Consider the following 20825-nt stretch of genomic DNA (forward strand, 5'->3'; position numbering starts at 1 on the left):
CCAACTTTATATAATTCCTAACCTCTAACTCCTTAAAAAAAATCCCCACCCAGGCATTTGCCTGAATGGGTAATATGAGGTCGAACAAAACAATCTTCTCAAAAGAAAGTAGAGGAATTATTTGCTCTCTGTAAAATCAGCGTCAATCACATCGTCGCCGTTACTAGAACTAGAGGAACTGCTACTATCTTGAGGTTCGCCACCAGATGTAGCACCGGCACCAGCGCCAGCACTGGCACTAGCACCAGCTTGTTGATAGATGTTGCTACCAACAGCGAATAACGCTTGTTGCAATTCTGGGGTGAGCTTTTTGATTTGCTCATCGTCTTCTTTAGCAACTGCTTCGCGCAATTCTTTCACCAAACCTTCGACTTTAGTCTTGTCAGCATCGGGAACTTTATCGCCCAATTCTTGTAACTGCTTTTCAGCTTGGTATGCTAAGGAGTCGGCTTGGTTCTTGCGTTCAATCTTCTCACGCCGTTCTTTGTCAGATGAAGCATTTTGTTCAGCTTCTCTTACCATGCGGTCAACGTCATTTTTATCCAGGGTGGAAGCGCCAGTTATGCTGATGGACTGTTCTTTACCAGTACCTTTGTCCTTAGCGGTGACGTTAAGGATACCGTTAGCGTCAATATCGAACACCACTTCAATTTGAGGAACGCCACGTGGTGCAGGAGGAATACCATCAAGGCGGAAGGTTCCCAAACTCTTGTTATCGTTAGAGAATTCGCGTTCACCTTGGAGGACGTGAATTTCTACGTTGGTTTGTCCATCCACAGCAGTGGAGAAGACTTCCGATTTCTTGGTGGGAATTGTGGTGTTGCGGGGGATAATTTTGGTCATCACGCCACCCAATGTTTCCACACCCAAAGATAGGGGTGTCACGTCTAACAACAAGATGCCAGTTACATCACCAGCCAGTACTCCGGCTTGAATGGCTGCACCAACTGCTACAACTTCATCAGGGTTCACGCTTTGATTGGGGTCTTTACCCAATACCTGCTTCACAATCTGTTGGACTGCGGGAATCCGCGTAGAACCACCAACTAACACCACTTCATCAATATCGCCTTTGTTTAACTTGGCATCCCGAAGGGCGTTTTCCACAGGAATACGGCAACGGTCGATTAAGTCAGAACAAAGTTCTTCAAACTGAGCGCGAGTCAGGGTTGTATCCAGATGCTTGGGCCCATCCTGGGTAGCGGTGATAAATGGTAGGTTAATTTCTGCTTGGCTGACACTAGAAAGCTCAATTTTCGCTTTTTCTGCGGCTTCCGTTAGACGTTGTAAAGCTTGCTTGTCTTTCCGCAGGTCAATACCTTCGGCTTTCTTGAACTTCTCAGCTAAGAAATCAACTATTTTTTTGTCAAAGTCGTCACCACCAAGGTGGGTATCACCAGATGTAGCTAGTACTTCAAAAACTCCGTCTCCTACTTCCAGCACGGATACGTCGAAAGTACCACCACCAAGGTCAAATACTAGGATGGTTTCGTTACTCTTCTTGTCAAATCCATAAGCCAGAGAAGCAGCGGTAGGCTCGTTGATAATCCGCAGAACTTCAATCCCGGCAATTTTCCCTGCGTCTTTTGTTGCTTGCCGTTGCGAGTCATTGAAGTATGCAGGAACAGTGATGACAGCTTGGGTTACAGTTTCACCCAGGTATTTGCTGGCATCTTCAACCAGTTTGCGGAGAACTTGTGCAGAAATTTCTTCTGGAGCAAATTGCTTACCAGCGCCTGGAGAGTCTAGCTTGACATTGCCGCCGCTACTCAGGACTTTATAAGAAACTTCAGTAGTCTCCTTTGTAACTTCGTCAAAGCGGCGTCCAATAAAGCGCTTGACAGAGTAAAACGTGTTTTCGGGGTTCATTACCGCTTGACGTTTGGCGATTTGACCAACCAAGCGATCGCCATTTTTCGCAAACGCAACTACTGATGGCGTTGTCCGAAAACCTTCAGCATTAGCAATTACTGTGGGTTTACCACCTTCCATCACTGCTACGCAGGAGTTCGTTGTTCCTAAGTCAATTCCAACTACTTTTGCCATTTTAGGTGCTGGCTCCGTATAACTACAAATGAATGAATGAGAATATAAAGCACTAAATTTTGAACCAACAGGGTCAAGAAATCAGCCAGTTCAGCATGAATACCTTTAATTTGGCTTTCCTGGGGTTAAAACTCCAGACTATGCTGATATATATACTGAAGCTTAGTGGTAGCCAGTCCATGAAGGGTGGTTTCCCGAACCTTGCTTGGGACGGTTAAACTAACTAAATTTTGTTTTTAGTTGGTTCATGGATTAATTTGTCTTCACTCTGTCTAATGTAGAAGAATTAATACTTTCAGTAATTAGGGTGAACCGTAACGTCCGAGTGGTGTTTGCCGTCTTTTGAGGCAATAAACTATAGAAGCAGTAAGGGTTGGGGATTGGGTATGGGGCATTGAAAAGAGGCAGAGGGGCAGGGGAGCAGGGGAGCATACTTCGACTGCGCTCAGTAACCGGGGGAGCAGGTGATCGCTGAGCGTAGCCGAAGTGGGAGCAGGGGAGAAATAATAACTCCTAACTCAGCACTCAGCACTCATCACTCATCACTCATCACTCAGCACTCAGCACTAATCACTCAGTAGTTACTCAATCTCAGAAAAAAGAGTTTCCCAGTCAATCACAGGTGGTCTTTGTCCTTGGTTGACTATTTCAAAAATTTTCCTAGAGCTATTTGGCTGAAAAAGGCATTCTACACAAGCGTTTGCAACGTCAATCCGGCTGGCATCACCCGAAAGCGTATCACCAGTGCCTATGACCACACCGTATTTACCCCCAGTTTTTGCCTTCAGGAGGGTGTTGAGGTCGTATGAGGTATAGGGGCCGTCAATAAGGCGTCCTGGGCGGATAATGGTGTAGGGTAATCCTGAATTAATAATGGACTCTTCGCCTTTTTGTTTGGCATCCAACACGCCAAAACTATTAAGAATACTAAAAGGAAACTGATTTTTACGGAGAATTCCACAAGAAGAGATGAAAACGAATCGCTTCAAATTCTGGGGTGCTGCTGTTACTAGATTGCTGACACCTTGAGCATCAATCTTTGTCGGACTATTCTTTGCTTTTGCTTCACTAGATTTGGGATTAAAGAAAATAATTCCCCATTCAATCAAGTTCGGGGTTTCGTCAAACTCCCATCGCGCAGAGGGAAAGGCAGTGGTTCCGGTACAATTTATGATGTGGGTAACACCTGGCATTGCTGCTGGCAGTGTAGCTGGCTGACGGATGTCACCAACGGCAATTTCCACTTTTTGGTTAAACATCTCTTCAGCTTTTGCAGCATTGCGTGTCAGAACGCGAACTTTTAAACCCTTTTCGAGTAACTTGCCTACTACTAATTGCCCGACTCCACCTGTAGCACCAGCAACTAGTACCAAATCTTTAGCTGAATCAAAAGAAGTCATAAAGTGCCCTTGAGATAGTCTATTGTTAATCTACTAAAAAAAATGCGATGTCTACGATGAGCTACGCCTAACCACATCGCCAAAATAGAACGAGATTGAAGATTTTGCTAATGGTTATTGACTCTGTCGCTTTCAGGTTGATAAGTGGGAATTTTAGGAAAAGGGCAAATTCCCTAGAACTGAATTAGCACAGTAGTCAGCACTTGAGGTTTTGAGCAAGCAATGAAAATTAGTCAAAAATTAATTTTAGGTATTCTAGGAATGGCTATTCTCTCAGGAATAATTGGTGCGATTAGTGCTAATCAACAATTGAATATAGCTAAATATCTTGCTCAACAAGAGGCCGAAGAAGTTGCTGGACTACTGGGATATTTCGTCAGCCATGAGCTTGAAAACCACAAAATGCGATCGCAAGATCGGATGCTAGCCCAACTGCAAGAGCATGTTCAATCGCTACACAAGCAACGTCAGCGCGATTTGGAGATTGTAGACCGCAATAAAATCATTCTGGCAGATGTAGTTACGGAAGATATCGGTACGCGATTAGACCACGATCGCAATAATGAAGTTGGTAAAACTATTCATGATGGTGTACCCAGAACTTATATTGAGTCCAGTCCTGAATACCCAAATGGAATTCAATTGATTGCCGTTCCTTTTAAAACTAGCAATGGTGAAACAATGGGTGCAGTAATTTTGGAATATACACCACTTTATAAAGCAGCACTAGTAACAGCCTATAAAAATATTGTTGTCACGTCGTTTATTAGTTTGGGATGTGGCATCTCTGCACTAGTAGTAGGTTATCTGCTCTCCAGAAGCATCTCAAAACCGATTAAGCAACTTCAGGAAGCTGTGATGAATCTGGCTAAAGGTAAGCTGGATACCAGAGTTAATATTCGCTCCCAGGATGAGATTGGCGAGTTAGCTACCTCGTTCAACAAAATGGCAGACGATCTCCAATATTCTAGAGATGAGTTGGTCAATGCTAACGAACAATTACGAGACGAAATTAGGGAGCGCTTACAGACAGAAGCAGAACTTCAGCAAGTTCTCAAAGACCTGAAAAAAACCCAAATTCAATTAATTCAATCGGAAAAAATGTCGAGTCTGGGTCAACTAGTGGCGGGAGTTGCCCATGAAATCAACAATCCAGTTAATTTTATCTACGGCAACTTGCAACACACTGATGATTACACTCAACAGTTGCTGCTGTTAATTAAGCTTTATCAAAATCACTATCCTAACCCAGAGCCAGAAATCAAAAATGCTAACGAAGAAGCAGATATTGAGTACCTAACAGAAGATTTGCCTAAAATGTTAACCTCAATGAAGATGGGGGCTAAACGCATTCGGGAAATTGTTCTCAGTCTCCGAATTTTCTCTCGTTTGGATGAAGCTGAGTTCAAAACGGCCGATCTGCATGAAGGAATCGACAGTACTCTGTTAATTTTACAACACCGACTCAAGGCACAAAATAATCGCCCTGAAATTCAAGTGGTTAAAGAATATGGTGAAATACCTCAAATCCAGTGTTTTGCAGGGCAAATGAATCAGGTATTTATGAACATCTTAACAAATGCAATTGATGCCTTAGAAGATTGTTTCCCAAAAGAACTTTGTCCAAATCCCTTGATTTGCATTTCGTCTGAACAGGTAAATGAAAATGTAATTATTCGGATTGCTGATAATGGAGTAGGAATTCCAGAAGAAATCCAGTCGCGTTTATTTGATCCTTTTTTTACAACGAAACCAGTTGGGAGGGGGACTGGTATGGGTTTATCAATAAGTTACCAGATAATTACTGACAAGCATGGTGGATCTTTGCAATGTATTTCATCACCGGGACAAGGTGCAGAGTTTGTAATTACAATCCCAATTCGAGTAGGGAAACCAGCACAATCATCAATTTGCGATCGCCACACCTATCGGTAAAAGTCAGTGCCAATGTTTTTCAGCCTCTAAGTGCGTAAGCATAGCCCGTCATAGACATCGCAGTTAGAGGGTAATTGCCCCTGAATTGTTCGGTTCTACCACTGCCATCAGTATACAAATAGCTATAACCTCTTAGATAGTAGTGAAATGTCTAACCTAGACGCTGTTAGTCGCTCTTGAATTAAGGGGTGAAAGCCTGTGTACCAATGGATATTGCCAAGCCTGAGCGAAATCTTGGCCCAAAATCAATCAAGTGTGGCAGAATGTTCACCTGCTAAAGCAGAGCAGCAGTGGCGTATCAGCCTCGCAGCGACAGAACATTTGCTATTAAATACTTTAGCAGACCCTTCAGTTGACACAACCCAAGGATTAGTTTTAGCTGCACCAGCACCCTTGTTTAGTCAACCAAAATTAACTCAAAGTTTACAAACAGTAACTTTTACAGCAAAACCATTTAACCCTTTGGCGCTGATGCCATTTCAGATGCCAGGTGCAATTGCGTCTGTCAATGAAGAAATTGCTCTCAATGAATCGGTACTTCCTTTACTACCTGCCGATCCGCTCGCAGCAGAACAGTTTTGCTTGGTTTTTACAGATAAATTTAGATTAGTACTAGTTTTAACAACCCACAAAAACGGTAAAAAAACCTTTTCATTTTCTTTTGAGCCAGAGATAGTGCAGCAGGCTTGGCGATCGCTAGGGGCACGGGTAATGCTGGCTAATCCAGAATTTTTCGGGCGCTTGGACGCATTAGTAGAACAGTATTCTCCGGTAGCACCAGACTACCGCATGATGATTCACTTTAGTCAGTTATTGCTTCAGGAATTAACAGAACCAGAAGAGACTAAAGACTGTTTACTAGGGACTGGGGAAGAAGCAGGGGAGCAGGTGGTCACTGAGCGTAGCCGAAGTGGGAGCAGAGGAGCAGAGGAGCAGGGGAGAAGAGTTTTCTCCAATCCTCAATGTTCACTTACTCTGAGCAAAGCCGAAGCGATGCCGAATGTCCAATCCTCAAATCCTGATGTAGAATTGCTCCAAGCTTTTGCTCACGAAGTCCGCACACCTTTAACAACTATTCGCACCATGACTCGTCTGCTGTTGAAGCGGCGAGATTTAGATGCTAGCGCGATCAATCGCTTAAAAATTATCGATCACGAGTGTACCGAGCAAATTGACCGTATGGAATTGCTGTTTAAGGCCGCAGAACTAGAAACTACTGCCTCAGCAAAATCGTCAAAAACTCAACTCACACCGATGTCTTTAGATCAAGTGTTGCAGCAGAGCATTCCCCGTTGGGAACAAGCAGCACATCGGCGGAATTTAACTTTGAATGTTGTTTTACCCCAACAACTACCAACAGTAGTGAGCAATCCCACCATGCTGGATCGGGTTCTCACTGGTTTGATGGAAAATTTTACTCGCAACTTACCTGCTGGCAGCCATATTCAAGTACAAGTTATCCCCGCAGGAGATCAACTGAAGTTACAGTTATCGCCACAATTGAGGTGCAAAGATTCAAATAAAGCCACCATACCTGCAACGCCACCAATTCGCAAAGCTTTAGGTCAACTGCTGATGTTTCAACCAGAAACAGGTACGATTAGTTTGAATATCGCTGCAACCAAGCATTTGTTTCAGGCGATCGGTGGCAAACTAATTGTGCGCCAGCGTCCACATTATGGGGAAGTGATGACGATTTTCTTGCCTTTAGAAGTTAACAATAAACAGAAATCGATAGTCACGAATTAGAGATATAGCCATCCTAAATGAGATTGTGAAAATTTTGTCATTTGTCCTTGGTCATTTGTCATTTGTGACTATAACGGATAAATGACTAATACAACTCTTGGAGAGGCTGCGCCAACGGCTTCGCGGTAGTTGAGCGCAGTCGAAACTCAGTACAAGTGACAAATGACTAATGACTAATGACATGAAACAAAGTACTTTTCCACACATCTAACAAATATTTCCACACCCATTGCCAAGGCGGTTTCGTCAAAATCAAACCGGGGATGATGATGGGGATATGCTAAGTCTTTCGTAGGATTAGCAGAACCCAGAAAGAAATAACAACCAGGAACCTCTTCTAAGAAAAATGACATATCTTCAGCAGCCATAGTTTGACATTCTGGCACAATACCCACAGGAGTTTCTACCACTTCTTCTGCTACAGAGCGGACTAGTTCTGCTACTTTAATATCATTAATTACTGGTGGATAAAGTGACCAATATTCTAAATCATAATTTGCACCATGACTTTGACAAATTCCAGCAATAATCTGCTCGACACGCTGGTTAAAAAAGCCTTTCAAACTAGGATTAAAATACCTGACAGTAGCACTCATTCTTGCTGTATCAGCAATTACATTACGTTTGGTTCCAGCGTGAAGTTCTCCCACTGTCACTACTGCTGAATCAATGGGATTAACATTCCGAGCGACAATGGTTTGTAAAGCATTGACAATTTGGGCAGCAACAACAACGGAGTCAACAGTTTGATGGGGTAGTGCGCCGTGTCCACCTTTACCCAAAATTGTGCAGTTAAAGCACTCTACAGCTGCCATCAATGCGCCAGCGCGCACACCCACTGTTCCTAAAGGCAAATTATTCCACAAGTGCAAACCAATAATTGCTTCAACATCAGGGTTTTTCAAAACTCCAGCTTCAATCATTGGCTTTGCGCCTCCTGGTGATTCTTCCGCTGGCTGAAAGATAATTTTCACAACGCCAGAGAAATCTTGGCGATGCTGTTGGAGATAATAAGCTGTACCTAAAGCGATCGCTGTATGTCCATCATGTCCACAAGCGTGCATCACTCCATCATGCTGCGATTTGTACGGCACTTCGTTGAGTTCTTGGATTGGCAAAGCATCCATATCCGCGCGAATCGCTAAAACTTGGGGAGTCGGAAGTCGGCTTGCCGTGAGCGTAGCCGAATGGGAGTCAGAAAGTTTGTTGCCTTTGATGGTAGCAACAATGCCAGTGTGGGCAATGCCAGTTTGATGCTCAATTCCCCATTCTTGCAGCTTTTGTGATACAAACTCAGCAGTCAGTTTTTCTTGAAAACCCAACTCTGGTTGTTGATGTAATCGCCGCCGCCACTCTACTAATTGCGGTTGCAATGAGCGGATAGAAAGTCGGATGCGAGATAGATCGACAGAAGAAGGATTGGGAAAAGTGGAAACCATTATGAAGACAAACTAGTTTAAGTACAGCTAACTTAGATTATTTTCTCAGTTTAACGTGAGTCTCTAACAAAGGCGAAGTTGCGGGAAGGGCGAAATAAACAAGTTAAATCCTCTTCCCTTCTGCCTCACTTCGGCTACGCTCAGTGACCACCTGCCTTTTGCCTCCTGCCTTATTTTTTAGGAGTTGGATGAATATAAAGTAACTACTAGCCACAATTCCCTATTTTCAAGATAAATATAAGATTAGCTAGCCAGTAGCTCGAACTTATAAACAGGATATAGGACTCTTATTTGATTGATGAATTGACTTCTTAAGGTAGACATCGGCAAATATTAATTACCTCTTTCCTTCCCAAGGAGGTCGCTTTTTCAAAAATCAAATCTGATTCTTATATAGGGCTACTTCAAAAAAATCAAATTTCATTAGTTTAACTGTAAACTATCTCCATTACAAGTAAATGTTTTAGTTGTAATCCCATTTTGCTCAAAGTTTACTTCATAAAATTTCTTCGCTTCAAATTTCTTTAATTTCCGTTCCTTATCTCCTGAGATCAAAATAGAAAGATCGTCAGCAATATAATCAAAATGAGCCTCTATGGTGTTCTTTTCGCGGTAACTTTCTCCTTCCCATTCATACTTTTTATTGTTGCTGTCTATAGCCTCAGCATGTATAAATATAGTTCCACTCCGGGCAAAATAACTAGGGCTTATAGTTCCTCCTGGAGAAATTACATTCCAACCCCTAGTTTCCTCTATATCATTTAAAGCGGTGAAATTAACGGCTATATTAATAAATTTATCACAATTATTTTTCAATCGAATTTGCTTACTTTTGGTTTCATTTTTTTCCATATTTAAAACTTCAGCCTTATGTTGATAAAATCTTTCTTCAGCCTTTTCTTGTTTTTTGGATAGTAGCTCCTGCATCAATTTATCTTGGTCGGCTTTTACCTGATACTGTGTTTTTTGCTGTTCAAATTTTATCTTTTCTCTTTCTGTATATTGAGTAAGATGAACTCCACTCAGAGTAAATACTGAAGTTATAATAACTCCCCCAAGAGTAAATACTGAAGTTATCATTGTTGCTATTCCTGTTGGTTCTTTCCAAAAATTTTTGTTATTACTTGTATTTTTACTAGAATTTTCTTTACTATCTGGCTTAGGTGAAAAATTTAAATTAGTTGCGTCAAGGTTGCTAACTCCAAATATGGAAATATCAGTAACTTTGAGTTTTTGTTTTCCTAAACAAATAATGCTGTTATTGTATAAAGAAAATTCTTTGTCGGGATACAATAGTACTCCGTCTACAAGGGGAAGATTTTGCAGTCCTCGCAAATTCCTAATAAAAATGCGATTTTCCTGTTGATTAAAAAAAATTTCGACGTGGAGAGATGATACAGTATTATCTTGAAGAACTACATCGCATTTCAGAGGATCGCGACCGATGCGGATAGTGTCAGGATTTTTGGTTGGCTGTTGTTCAGAAAATTGCCAAGTTTGTTGTTTGCCTGCATCGTCATGTTGAAGAGTAAATTTCCATTGTGGCATGAGTGTTGTCATTGCTTTAACCCTGTAAATCTTCACAGCTAACTACAACTCTCAACTTTCTGATTTCGGATGTAGCTGCGTAAAAATCAGCAATTTTTTTTAATCCATATTTATATCAATTTTTTTAACCATATCAATAGAATATATCTCCGAAAAAGAATATAGAGACATAGCACTGCTAAGTCTCTACAAGGATTTCAGGTAACGCATATTTAATTTCACCAGATGTCTAATCAATAGGCTTAGGTTAAGGTTTACTAATATTTAAAGGCGGAAGTCAAAGGTCAAAGAGTATCTAATTGATGGCTGTTAATTTTCTCTCTAGGTCAAATAAAAATCCGTGAATATACTCCTCAGTCCATTCGGCACCATAGAAGCGTTTAAACATTCCTCGCGCTGGGTCTTTTTCAGCTCGATATCGGAGGTATCGCAGTTGAGCTTGCTCAATGGCTACTAAACTTTGGGAATCTGTTATGGGTTCTGCCTGCTCTACAAAATCGAGATAAGCTTTCAAATAGTCTTTGAAAGCAGCAAACACCTGAGTTTCTACTACACCCGTTTCTTGAGGACGAGTCCACAGAAAAGCGGGAGAGAAAAAAGGCTGTGCTTCTTCGGGAAAATCTCCTCCCCAAGACAAATGTTGCTGGTGGGTGTGGAAAATCGGCAGAATTGGTTCAGTATACTTCGCTTGATATGCTCGATCGTCCCGAAATAGCGGCTGCATATCCAAAGCAATTAGATGTCCTCCTGGCAATGTCACCAAATCTGCCCCAAAAAAGGGCAAATCGTAGTTGAGGCGGGGAAAAATCACAAAATTCAGCACTTGCAGCGAATTGCCACCCTGCACGTGAGCTGCCCGAATTTGCCGCAATTTTGAAGTTTGAAAGGCATAACTAGTGGTGACAACCTCTTCTTGATTCTTTCCCTTGCCCACAACAGCACTCTTGGACTCAAATCCAGTGGGGATAGGATAGGGCTGTAAATCCAAACGCGATCGCATATAAGCGATCGCATAATCAAGAAATGGCTGATAGAGTGTCACGTTGCTTCGCTCCGAATTCAAAACTTGTACTGAGCTTGTCGAAGTATTCAAAATTAATAATTAAATAACTTCTGCCTCCTGCCTCCTGCCCTCATCTTTTGCCGACACCGACTGCTAAGGGAACAGCATCTTCAAATAAGAATTCATGGAGAAAGCGTTCTGCCCATTCATGACCAAAGTAACTGCTAAACAAACCAGATGCTGGATCGCGGTCTGCACTATATTGGTCATAGTCTTTTTGGGCTTTGACAATCCGTTGGATATCTTCTCTTTCTTGGAGCGGTTTGGCATCTGCTAACATTTGCCAATACAAGTTTAAATAATCCTGAAAAGCTTCAAAGACTCGTGTTGCCACTGTTTCCGGGTCGGTTTTGGCAAACAATAGATATTTAGAAAAATACTGGTTGGCATCGTAAAACTTCATTTCTAAGTTTTGTGCCAAATCCGGGTATCGATCGTGGAGAGATTTTAGCGGAAATATATATTTTTTTTGATAATCTTCATCCTGAAATAAAGGCTGGAAATCAAGCACAATCAGATTTTTGACTTTTCCAAAAGATAAAAAATCAATCCCTAACAGAGGTAAATCGTAATGGTGACTGGGATAAATTACGCTGTTAAAAATTTGAGCGCTTTCTCCAGCATCAATGTAGGTATAGCGAATTTTCCGCAACTCTTGAGATTGGTAACACCAACTGCGAATAGTTGCTGGGTTTCTGCCGCGATCGCTAACTTTGAATTCCAAACCAGGGGGAATGACCCTACTTTGTAAATCAAACCGCTGAAATAGCTCTTTTTCTAAAAATTCCAGGAAAGGCTTATACATGGAGCATGATTTGTTAACCCTTGCATGAAAATAAGTTATGGCGATCGTGCACGTCTCATTTATGAGAAACAAAGCAACATTCCTTAATGGGACATTTGTCATTGGTCATTTGTCATTTGTCATTGGTCATTAGTTATTAATCAATTCTTCTCTCTCATCTCCCTCATCTCCTCCTGCTCCCTGCTCCCCTGCTCCCTGCTCCCTGCTCCCTGCTCCCCTACTCCCCTACTCCCCTGCTCCCCTGCTCCCCTGCTTTCTACCTAGCATGATTGCGACCGATCATTTGCTCCAAGACTTCTTGGGAAACACAGCGACGCTCGGAACAATAAGTCATTAAGTTGATTCCGTTCATCATTCGTACTGTACTGACTCTGACACGAAAATCATCCGTAACAAACCAACAACGTTCCTGACCTTGATTGTTGTCATAGTCAGTATCAATCGTCAGCACTCCATCATCAGCAAACCGATATCGGCTCACAACTGGAATACTCTCAACATAGCCTTGGTTGCGAATCAGTTTTCCAGAACGCTTCGTTTCGTCGGGAACATCAACCAAAATCGCAGCATTATCAGTATTCAGTAGTCTGGTATCTAAGTTAGCCTGCCATGCAAAGCTAGCACCGCTTGTTGCTTTACTAGGATCTATCCCTTGGGCTTTACAAACTTCTTGGACTTTTGGATCGTCCTTTTCCATGACTTTTATAATCAAATTCGACTCCCCCGACTCATCGGCCGCCGAGTCAAAATGATGAACAGCGCGTTCCGTGAACCACGTACCCTCACTTTTACGGAAGAAGTCGATCATTGTCAAAGGCGGTATTATATGCATCTGTTTTGAAACCTCGTTCGATCAAATTTTGGCGTTATTAATACTAAGTGATGAGATGAAGTCTCGGTTTAGCTAAAGTGTAGAATAACTCCAAAAGTGATATTTTAATCAGCTGATGACAAATAGTGAAATTCAACTTATTACAAGCGTTCGCCCCAGTCCAACTCCAGAAATCTTAACAGCCCTGAAAGCCGGAACCCCTGTGGATTCGATAGATTTGTATCAATTTAATCTAAAGGAAGTCGATTTCCGACAAGCTAACTTGAGTAAAGCCAAGCTATTAGGAGCCGACCTCAGTGAGGTGGTATTAAGTAATCTCGATTTGAGTGGGGCAGATTTGCGAGGCGCTAATCTGCAAGGAGCCGATTTGAGTGGGGCTAATTTGCAGGGAGCCTATTTAAACCGTGCTGACCTCCAACAAGCAAATCTCAGTGGTGCAAATTTGGAGGGAGCCAAACTCCAAGTAGCGCGTTATGATTCCCAAACGAAATGGCCCGAAGAATACAACTACAAAGCTTCGGGAGCGGTAGGGCCGGGTGCTAATCTCAATGGTGCTTTTCTGAATACAGCTTCTTTACGAAATGCAGATTTACAAGGTGCTAATCTGCGTGGAGCCTATCTGAGTGGCGCTGACTTGACAGGAGCCAATTTGCAAGGTGCTTCTTTGAGTGGTGCCGATCTGACAAAAGCTTATTTGACAGGGGCTTGCTTACGAAATGCTCGATTGATAGGAGCCGATTTGCGGGATACAGACCTGCGAGCAACCGATCTCAGTGATGCAGAGATGGAGCATCTTCAAAGTATTGCTGGGGCAGATTTTACTCTTGCTCAAGGACTCACACAAGCAACTAAAGCCATGCTTTCCAGTCGTCCACATTCAGAACTCGATGTTTGGAATGCCTATACCCGCAAAACAACTCGTGAAAGTTTGAGTGCTTGACCAATACAGTGCTGAGTAACGTTAGCGGTAGCGGGGCGTTTAGCCCGTGCTGAGTTGTGAGTAGGAATTAGGGACTTCCAATTAAGAAATATTCCATCGTTTTGAGGGCAGGGGAGACAGGGGAGCATACTTCGACTGTGCTCAGTAACCGGGGGAGCAGCACTTCGACTCATTTCGGCTACGCTCAATGACCAACGCTCAGTGACCGAGGAGCAGAGGAGCAGAGGAGAAATAATAACTCCTAACTCAGCACTCAGAACTCATCACTTTTAACTCAGCACTTTTCATAATAATTGCCAGTTCTTTTTCAGGAGTGCTAAAAATGTCGCGTATCCTTCGGAAAAACCAGGCGGATCGGGTAGAACATATTGGGGAAATTCTTTATACGATCGCCAAGGTTCCGAAGCATTATGCCGCAAATGTAAGGCACATTCTGAGGAACCTGGTAATCGCCAAATCATTTGACCAGCTTGTGTATCAGTCACAAATGCCTCCTCTTCTAGAAAAAGTTGATCTTTTCTTCCAGAGTTTGGCAGATTCACCGGATATTTTGGTCAAATTTAAGGTAAAATAAAATATTTACTATTTATCTAACAAGTTTTCTCACAATATTGCATTGCAGACAAACCCACACCGCTATTGTGGCAACAGGTCTTCTAAAGCAGCGCCGACAACTCGGTGATCCTCATCCTGTCTGAGTTGGTTCAAGGCTGCTTTGGCTTCCGGTCGATCAAATCGCTTGAGAGCATAGCTAACTCGCACGCGCATCCGCCAAGATTCATCATTCACCAACGCTAGTATTTGGGATAATGCCGCAGCATGTTGACTAGAATTAGCTAGTAAGCCAAGTCCATCAACAGAAGATTCCCGAACAGTGAAATCTTCATCTTTTAAACCCTGAACGCATATATCAAATAGTTCTTCTGGGCAATCCATTTCCGCGATCGCAGCCAAAATGCTCCGTCTAACTAGCCAGTGGTCATCCTGATAATATGCCAAAACTAGATGAGAAACTGCGACTCTGCCAAATAGCGACAACGAATTTGCCGCCTCAGCCCGCACGTTGGGAGTATCATCAAATTTCATAATTTGCATCAAAGCTGCAAAAGATTCCGCTGATTGTTGATTACCCAAACCCCTAGCCACAAAAGAACGCACTAAAAATTCTGAGTCATGAAGTTTACTGGTGAGCAGAGGAACTGCAACTTCTGATTCATAATCATTGAGGGCAGCGATCGCCTTCAAACGATAGTGAAAATCTGGGTTCTTTAGTTCTGCTTGGATTTTATGGATTTCCATAAGTGCATTTGGTACAGCTATTCTTTACTTTATTTTACAGATGTCACCAAATGGCGATCGCATTCTAAGAAGATTGAATTAAGGGCATAGGGCACAAGAGGCAGAGGGGCAGAGGGGCAGAGGGGATGGGGAGTGTGGGGGGAAAGAGAATTTATGCTTCCCCATCTTCTTCTCTTCCCACACCTCCCTCTCCTCCTGCTTCCCCTGCTCCCCTGCTCCCCTGCTCCCCTGCTCCCCCGCTCCCCCACCCAATTCCCCTAAATCAATGACTCAATTAAGCGAAACCGTTAAAGAATTAATCGCTAAAGCTAGAATTGTCAGCTTTGCTGAGTGGGAACAGTCCCATCCACAAGCAGCGATCGCTATATTTCAAGCTGCGAATGATGCTTTTCGCTACCTGAACGATGAAGATTTATTGCAGATTCAAACCTTGTCACCCGATAATTCTGAGTTGATTCCTGTTGCTCAATTATTACGCGATCGCGCCGCCGAAATCGTTGATGAATCTAGAGAACAAGTGTTGGCAACTTATCCCGAAATTATCCAGCCTGGAGGCGGTCTTTATCCACCTGAACGCGCCCAAGCTTGCTGGCGAGATTTTTGGCATTTTCTTCGTTGCATTACTTATGGCATAGTAGGTGGCCACACTGAATATACAAGTCCCACAGGACTGCATTATATGAATTTGCTCTATCAGGAATTACAAGTTCCATTGGATGCAATGATTTTAGGCTTAAAAAGCATCAAAGCTGCTAGTTTGAAACGCTGCCAAGGCGATCGGCAGCAAATTCTTGCTCCCTATTTTGACCATTTAATCAGCCAATTGGCTACTTTCCAAATTCGATAAGTTAAGTGTAAGTAGGCATGAATAATCAAAGGTTTGTAGTCAGGGCTAAAGCTCTGACTAACAGACAATGTTACTTAATTTTATCTTGCGTAAGATAGTTGAATTTATTCATGCCCACTGATTGAGATAAACTTAAGTGAATCAGCACAATTAATACTTTGGCTCAAGGGAATAGCGCCATACCATCACTTGCATCCCAATTGCGAATCCAATACTAAAAAAAAGCTGAATTTTCTCTAAAGTATAATTTAACTTAACAAATTTTAATAAATATGGTTTCAGCATCGTATCACAATGTGTAAAGGCAAACGATGCAAAAACTTAAAATCATCACGACTAATAAGGATTTAAAGTCTCTATGTCCCCTACTTTGTCACTATGATGTAAAGTTTTTTAACATCTGCTGAATATCCTTCTCATAAAATTTAGTTGTTAACTGGGAGATAGTTTGAATGGCTTTTGGACCAGCATCACGATTAGGGGTCGCTCTATTTGAAGACACCGATCCCATTGATCTGTGGCCAAATCGCTCTAATGAGGATGTTGAAACCGTAATTAGAACTGTCTATAAACAAGTTCTAGGCAACGCTTATGTAATGGAGAGTGAGCGGCTTTCTGTTGCTGAATCCCAACTCAAACGGGGTGAAATTAGCGTTCGCGGGTTTGTGCGTCAAGTCGGAAAGTCGGAACTTTACCGTTCGCGGTTTTTTGATAACACCCCTCGTTATCGGGCGATTGAATTAAATTTCAGACATTTCCTTGGTCGTGCGCCATTGAATCTAGAAGAAACGCGTACACACAGCACTATTCTAGATACAAAGGGTTTTGAGGGTGAGATTGATTCTTATCTAGACAGCGACGAATACCAAGCAATTTTTGGGGAAAACATTGTGCCTTATATTCGGGGCTACAAAACCGAAGCTATTCAAGGTTTGGTTCAGTTTACCCACTTATTTCAACTGGTACGTGGTTCCTCTAGCAGTAGCCTGAAAGGTGACTTAGCTGGCAAACAACCAAAATTAAACAGTTTGCTAATTCAAAGCACACCTACTCCTGTGGTTTCACCAGCCAGCAAGGGCGCTACATTCCGCAACCCAACATCTACTCCTCGCACTCGTCAGGGTGTGGGATCTGGTGATGATGGTAAGGTATACCGGATTGAAGTTACTGGCTACAAAGCAAATGTGGTAAATAATATTTCCAAATTTCGCCGCAGTAACCAAGTCTTTTTCGTACCATACAATAAGCTTTCACAAGAGTATCAGCGGATTCACCAGCAGGGTGGCACGATCGCCAGTATTACCCCTGTCAACTAAAGAATAGAAATTGGGGATTTAAAGATTAGGGATTGGGAAATAATTTTGCTGTATTCAGTCTCTAATCTTTCAATCCCCAGTGCCCCTCGTTCTAGGATTTACGCAAAACTAAACGCGTTCAAGGGCAATACCTGCGGAAAGCCGCTTCTGAGCGAGACACTCCGCAAAGCTACCTTCCACCTAGAAGTATGCGTCTACATAAAATTGCCCTTACCTGAAAAGAATGATTTTCGGCTATTTTTTGCGTAAATCCCGATCGCTCAAAAGTTAGCCAAAGCGATCGCTAATCTGGAGTTTGACCAATTCCGCCGTCGGTTGTGATATACGAAGACATTTAACACACTTTCACAAACTAAAGTTTTACAAAAGCTAGTCAGTAGCAAAAATAACTGACAACTGATGAGAAATTCTATCTCTACAAGGGGTAGAATGCTCGGAAATTTAATTTAATTAGCGTTTTTCAGGAGATACTTCAATGTCACTTTGGGCAATTGATTCACCTACTGTTGAGTTGCGTCCGAACACCAGCGAAAGTGAATTACAAACACTGATTCGGGCAGTTTACAAACAGGTTTTGGGTAATGCTCACTTGTTAGAAAGTGAGCGACTAGCCACTGCTGAATCGCAATTGCGCGATCGCAAAATCAGCGTTCGCGAATTCGTCAACATAGTTGCAAAATCAGAACTTTATCAATCCCTGTTTTTCAACTCTTCTTCTCAGTACCGGTTCATTGAACTGAACTTCAAACATTTACTAGGACGCCCTCCTGCCGATCGAGCAGAAATTTCCGAACACGTCCGTATCTACAACGAACAGGGCTATGATGCTGAGATCGACTCCTATATCGATAGCAACGAATATCAGCAGAATTTTGGCGACAATATTGTTCCTTATGTTCGCAGCACAAGCTCCCAAATCGGAATTAAAAATGTTACCTTTAACCGCACCTTTAGCTTAGTCAGAGGATTCGCTAGCAGTGATAGCGATCGCAAAGCCAAACTAATCGGCGATATCGGTTCTAATTTACCCACAGCTATCAAGGCTCCCATAGCTGGTTTTAGTGTCAGCAGCACCGACAAACGCTTCTTGATTAAAGCTGTTAAAGGTGCAGGTAATCTCCGTACTCGTCTGGGCAACCTGGAATACGTAGTTAACTACAACCAACTGTCTGGACAAGTGCAAAACATTCATCGCACAGGCGGCAAAATTATCAGTATCACTGAAGTTGCTTAGATTTGTCTAAGTAGACTGGGGACAAGGGGACAAGGAGACTGGGGGACAAGGGGACAAAAGAAAACTCCTAACTCTTGGAAAGACTTGGGTTAATCGCGTCTCTACTCCTAACTCTTGTACAGACGCGATTAATCGCGTCTCTCCCCACTCCGCACTCCCAAATTCAGTTGTGGTCAAGGAGGTTAACATTATAGACTAAGAGAATAACTTTCTTTTTTGCCAAGATATCTCTTGGATTTTAAGCTACTTTTTAAAATCACTTTTCTAATGGAAATTACTGACTTTTTTGAACTTTCAATTGGACGATGGCGATCGCAGCGTAGCGCTCATCATTTAGCATTTGCCCACTTTGAAGAAGTATTGTCCAACATTGAAATTGAGTCTCTATCCATCGACGACCCAGCAGTGGTAGCAATCTGTCAATTGTATGACACTGAACCCGCCAATATCACTCACCCTTTTCGGATGACTTGGGAAGGTGAGTCAGACTGGGACGATAAACCAATCTCTGGCAGTACTGTACTAGTACCAATTCCCGATATCGAAAATTCTTCTAGAGGAAAACTACTGCGGGACAAAGGTTACGCTGAAACAATTCCAGCAGTAGCTAAATATCATTTGAGTGACGATGGTATTTTTACTCTGCTCACAGAGTATGAACTCGCTGCTGCTGAGGAGCGAATTTGGTTTGCTAACCCAAATCTCCGATTTCGGGTAGCGACGATTAAAACCAGTGATGGTAAAGGCGTGACTACAGCTTCCTTTTCTTCAGAGATTCGCTCTTTGTCTTCAACCAAATAGCAAATATCAGGTTAAAACATAAAAGGATACAATCTCCTAATTTATTTACGGGGATTTTATGCCGTGAATTTTGAATACTTCGGCTACGCGGTAGTTGAGCGCAGTCGAAACTCAGTACAAGTTTTGAATTTGGAGCGAAGCGACGTGACGATAGCGCCCAGCGAATCTAGCACTAACGCTAGCGATTTGCTCACCTTAGCCTGTTGGATGGCAGGAGATTTTAGCAACTACAAGCAATCTTTTGCAAATCCGCAACTTTACGCCCACATTCACATTTATTTTCGTCCTTTACCGATTGAATTTTTTTCTGGTATCGGTTTCTATTCTGAACAAGCTTATGACCACGATTTATGGACACCCTATCGTCAAGGAGTACATCGACTAGTCGATTTGGGCGATCGCATTTATATCGAAAATTACAGCTTGAAAGACCAGATGCTTTATGCAGGTGCAGCTCGTGAATTAGATATCCTCAAAACCATCACCCCAGAAAGTATCGAACGGCGTTATCACTGTTCAATGGTTTTCCAACGAGAAGGTGAAATGTTTCGAGGTAGTGTGGAACCAGGCAATCAATGTCTGATTCAACGCAATGGATGTCAGACATATCTTGTCAGCGAAGTAGAAATAACCGAGCGTACTTGGATAAGTCTAGATAAAGGTATGGATATTGAAACCCATAAGCAAATATGGGGATCTACTGCTGGGCCATTACAATTTGAAAAACGGGAGAGTTTTGCTGATGAATTACGTGCGGTGAGCGCCTGAAATGTTGATTCAGCTTGAATCTGTTAAAACCAAAATGTTGCCTCCACTGGCTGAAAAAAAAATGCGCTGCTGGATTCGCAGCCGCCATTTGATTTGTTCGGGTAATTTTTTTATCTTCGAGACATTAGAATATACAACGATTGAGAGATTCTCTGAGTGCGTTGCTTCTTTAGGAGGAACAGTAATATGCGTTGACCCGGTTAACAAAATTTGGATGGGCGATCATCGCCAAGTAATTTTATATCAGGCAAAAGCTAGTTTACATACACCTCATCATAATTTGAAACAATACTGGATCAAATACGGTGGTTTCTACACTAGATTTGATGAGCGTGCTTGAGAGTTACTATCCTGTAGAAATTATTCTGACAGGCGTTTATACTCTAATTCAAAATTAAGTTTTGAATTTTAAATACTCCCCAAGGGGGTTGACGGCTAATTATTAATGTCTAATTGCTAATTTCTCATCGTGATTAGCTGTTAGTTATTAATAGTTAGCCGTCCAAGTTTGTTAGAAAATGTAACTAAAAAAATCCCCAAAAGTTGATAAGTTAATATCAATAACCAGTAGACTTATTGCAGAAGTAGGGAAAAGGGTAAGGGATAAAGGGTAAAGGTATGGAATTTTATCTTACTCTTTAACCTTTAACTTTTCCCCAACATCAAGGCAAAAGTTACTTTTGCAAGATGTCTAGTAATTAGTAAATCTTAATTATGAACTGTTATGCCTTTGCATTTTAGTATTCCCACGCTGCTGCAGAAATTTTATTTTACTTGACAAATTAGTTCCTTTTACCCACAAT

At 42.2% G+C, this 20825-nt stretch carries 18 protein-coding genes; 9 read left to right on the forward strand and 9 right to left on the reverse strand.

Annotation, left to right across the window (positions count from 1 at the left end; genetic code table 11):
• Window positions 1-117: 117 nt before the first annotated feature.
• Window positions 118-2046 (reverse strand): molecular chaperone DnaK, encoded by a 1929-nt coding sequence (dnaK, locus tag ACR5KR_RS30710; protein ID WP_445628954.1) that lies wholly within the window; start codon window positions 2044-2046, stop codon window positions 118-120.
• Between the two features lie 581 nt (window positions 2047-2627).
• Window positions 2628-3446: an SDR family oxidoreductase gene (locus ACR5KR_RS30715; protein ID WP_445628955.1), complete on the reverse strand. Its 819-nt coding sequence runs from the start codon at window positions 3444-3446 to the stop codon at window positions 2628-2630.
• A 222-nt stretch (window positions 3447-3668) separates the two neighbouring features.
• Between ACR5KR_RS30715 and ACR5KR_RS30720 the strand changes: the two genes are divergently transcribed.
• A complete protein-coding gene (locus ACR5KR_RS30720) occupies window positions 3669-5381 on the forward strand; it encodes an ATP-binding protein (RefSeq protein WP_448269149.1) in 1713 nt (570 codons plus the stop codon).
• A 198-nt stretch (window positions 5382-5579) separates the two neighbouring features.
• Window positions 5580-7130: a sensor histidine kinase gene (locus tag ACR5KR_RS30725; protein ID WP_448269150.1), complete on the forward strand. Its 1551-nt coding sequence runs from the start codon at window positions 5580-5582 to the stop codon at window positions 7128-7130.
• 173 nt (window positions 7131-7303) lie between these two features.
• Here the strand turns inward: ACR5KR_RS30725 and ACR5KR_RS30730 are convergent, their stop codons facing one another.
• From ACR5KR_RS30730 to ACR5KR_RS30750, 5 genes are all read right to left on the reverse strand, one after another.
• On the reverse strand, window positions 7304-8569 hold the full coding sequence (locus ACR5KR_RS30730) for a M20 family metallopeptidase (protein WP_448269151.1): 1266 nt from the start codon (window positions 8567-8569) through the stop codon (window positions 7304-7306).
• Window positions 8570-8992: 423 nt separating this feature from the next.
• Complete coding sequence (locus ACR5KR_RS30735) at window positions 8993-10129, reverse strand: FHA domain-containing protein (protein ID WP_448269152.1); 1137 nt, start codon at window positions 10127-10129, stop codon at window positions 8993-8995.
• A gap of 283 nt (window positions 10130-10412) precedes the next feature.
• Window positions 10413-11159, reverse strand: coding sequence for a phycoerythrobilin:ferredoxin oxidoreductase (locus ACR5KR_RS30740; protein ID WP_448269153.1), 747 nt, complete (start codon window positions 11157-11159; stop codon window positions 10413-10415).
• Between the two features lie 91 nt (window positions 11160-11250).
• Window positions 11251-11985, reverse strand: a complete 735-nt coding sequence (locus ACR5KR_RS30745; protein WP_445628961.1) for a 15,16-dihydrobiliverdin:ferredoxin oxidoreductase — start codon at window positions 11983-11985, stop codon at window positions 11251-11253.
• A 256-nt stretch (window positions 11986-12241) separates the two neighbouring features.
• The gene (locus ACR5KR_RS30750; RefSeq protein ID WP_448269154.1) at window positions 12242-12817 is read right to left on the reverse strand and encodes a phycobiliprotein lyase; all 576 of its coding nucleotides are present in this window, start codon (window positions 12815-12817) and stop codon (window positions 12242-12244) included.
• A gap of 115 nt (window positions 12818-12932) precedes the next feature.
• Here ACR5KR_RS30750 and ACR5KR_RS30755 point away from each other — a divergent pair, with 115 nt between their 5' ends.
• Entirely contained in the window at window positions 12933-13757 is an 825-nt protein-coding gene (locus tag ACR5KR_RS30755; protein ID WP_445628963.1) for a pentapeptide repeat-containing protein, read from the forward strand.
• A gap of 284 nt (window positions 13758-14041) precedes the next feature.
• Here ACR5KR_RS30755 and ACR5KR_RS30760 read toward each other — a convergent pair whose 3' ends face one another.
• A complete protein-coding gene (locus ACR5KR_RS30760; RefSeq protein ID WP_445628964.1) occupies window positions 14042-14242 on the reverse strand; it encodes a hypothetical protein in 201 nt (66 codons plus the stop codon).
• A gap of 151 nt (window positions 14243-14393) precedes the next feature.
• Complete coding sequence (locus ACR5KR_RS30765) at window positions 14394-15056, reverse strand: HEAT repeat domain-containing protein (protein ID WP_448269155.1); 663 nt, start codon at window positions 15054-15056, stop codon at window positions 14394-14396.
• A gap of 265 nt (window positions 15057-15321) precedes the next feature.
• On the opposite strand from ACR5KR_RS30765, the gene ACR5KR_RS30770 reads away from it, so the two are divergent.
• From ACR5KR_RS30770 to ACR5KR_RS30795, 6 genes are all read left to right on the forward strand, one after another.
• Window positions 15322-15903, forward strand: a complete 582-nt coding sequence (locus ACR5KR_RS30770; protein WP_448269156.1) for a phycobilisome protein — start codon at window positions 15322-15324, stop codon at window positions 15901-15903.
• Between the two features lie 452 nt (window positions 15904-16355).
• The gene (locus ACR5KR_RS30775) at window positions 16356-17219 is read left to right on the forward strand and encodes a phycobilisome rod-core linker polypeptide (protein ID WP_445628967.1); all 864 of its coding nucleotides are present in this window, start codon (window positions 16356-16358) and stop codon (window positions 17217-17219) included.
• Between the two features lie 475 nt (window positions 17220-17694).
• Window positions 17695-18453, forward strand: a complete 759-nt coding sequence (locus ACR5KR_RS30780) for a phycobilisome rod-core linker polypeptide (RefSeq protein ID WP_448269157.1) — start codon at window positions 17695-17697, stop codon at window positions 18451-18453.
• A gap of 267 nt (window positions 18454-18720) precedes the next feature.
• Window positions 18721-19254, forward strand: a complete 534-nt coding sequence (locus tag ACR5KR_RS30785; protein ID WP_445628969.1) for a phycobiliprotein lyase — start codon at window positions 18721-18723, stop codon at window positions 19252-19254.
• Window positions 19255-19398: 144 nt separating this feature from the next.
• Complete coding sequence (locus ACR5KR_RS30790) at window positions 19399-20022, forward strand: chromophore lyase CpcT/CpeT (RefSeq protein ID WP_445628970.1); 624 nt, start codon at window positions 19399-19401, stop codon at window positions 20020-20022.
• 1 nt (window position 20023) lies between these two features.
• A complete protein-coding gene (locus ACR5KR_RS30795) occupies window positions 20024-20362 on the forward strand; it encodes a CpeR family transcriptional regulator (RefSeq protein WP_445628971.1) in 339 nt (112 codons plus the stop codon).
• Window positions 20363-20825: the final 463 nt, after the last annotated feature.

The organism is Nostoc sp. DSM 114159 (genome assembly GCF_053470285.1).

Coding starts and splice junctions, on each gene's coding strand:
- ACR5KR_RS30785 (WP_445628969.1), top strand. CDS start 18,721: ATGGAAATTACTGACTTTTTTGAACTTTCAATTGGACGATGGCGATCG.
- ACR5KR_RS30775 (WP_445628967.1), top strand. CDS start 16,356: ATGGCTTTTGGACCAGCATCACGATTAGGGGTCGCTCTATTTGAAGAC.
- ACR5KR_RS30770 (WP_448269156.1), top strand. CDS start 15,322: ATGACTCAATTAAGCGAAACCGTTAAAGAATTAATCGCTAAAGCTAGA.
- ACR5KR_RS30745 (WP_445628961.1), bottom strand. CDS start 11,985: ATGTATAAGCCTTTCCTGGAATTTTTAGAAAAAGAGCTATTTCAGCGG.
- ACR5KR_RS30715 (WP_445628955.1), bottom strand. CDS start 3,446: ATGACTTCTTTTGATTCAGCTAAAGATTTGGTACTAGTTGCTGGTGCT.
- dnaK (WP_445628954.1), bottom strand. CDS start 2,046: ATGGCAAAAGTAGTTGGAATTGACTTAGGAACAACGAACTCCTGCGTA.
- ACR5KR_RS30780 (WP_448269157.1), top strand. CDS start 17,695: ATGTCACTTTGGGCAATTGATTCACCTACTGTTGAGTTGCGTCCGAAC.
- ACR5KR_RS30720 (WP_448269149.1), top strand. CDS start 3,669: ATGAAAATTAGTCAAAAATTAATTTTAGGTATTCTAGGAATGGCTATT.
- ACR5KR_RS30795 (WP_445628971.1), top strand. CDS start 20,024: ATGTTGATTCAGCTTGAATCTGTTAAAACCAAAATGTTGCCTCCACTG.
- ACR5KR_RS30750 (WP_448269154.1), bottom strand. CDS start 12,817: ATGCATATAATACCGCCTTTGACAATGATCGACTTCTTCCGTAAAAGT.
- ACR5KR_RS30735 (WP_448269152.1), bottom strand. CDS start 10,129: ATGACAACACTCATGCCACAATGGAAATTTACTCTTCAACATGACGAT.
- ACR5KR_RS30755 (WP_445628963.1), top strand. CDS start 12,933: ATGACAAATAGTGAAATTCAACTTATTACAAGCGTTCGCCCCAGTCCA.
- ACR5KR_RS30765 (WP_448269155.1), bottom strand. CDS start 15,056: ATGGAAATCCATAAAATCCAAGCAGAACTAAAGAACCCAGATTTTCAC.
- ACR5KR_RS30730 (WP_448269151.1), bottom strand. CDS start 8,569: ATGGTTTCCACTTTTCCCAATCCTTCTTCTGTCGATCTATCTCGCATC.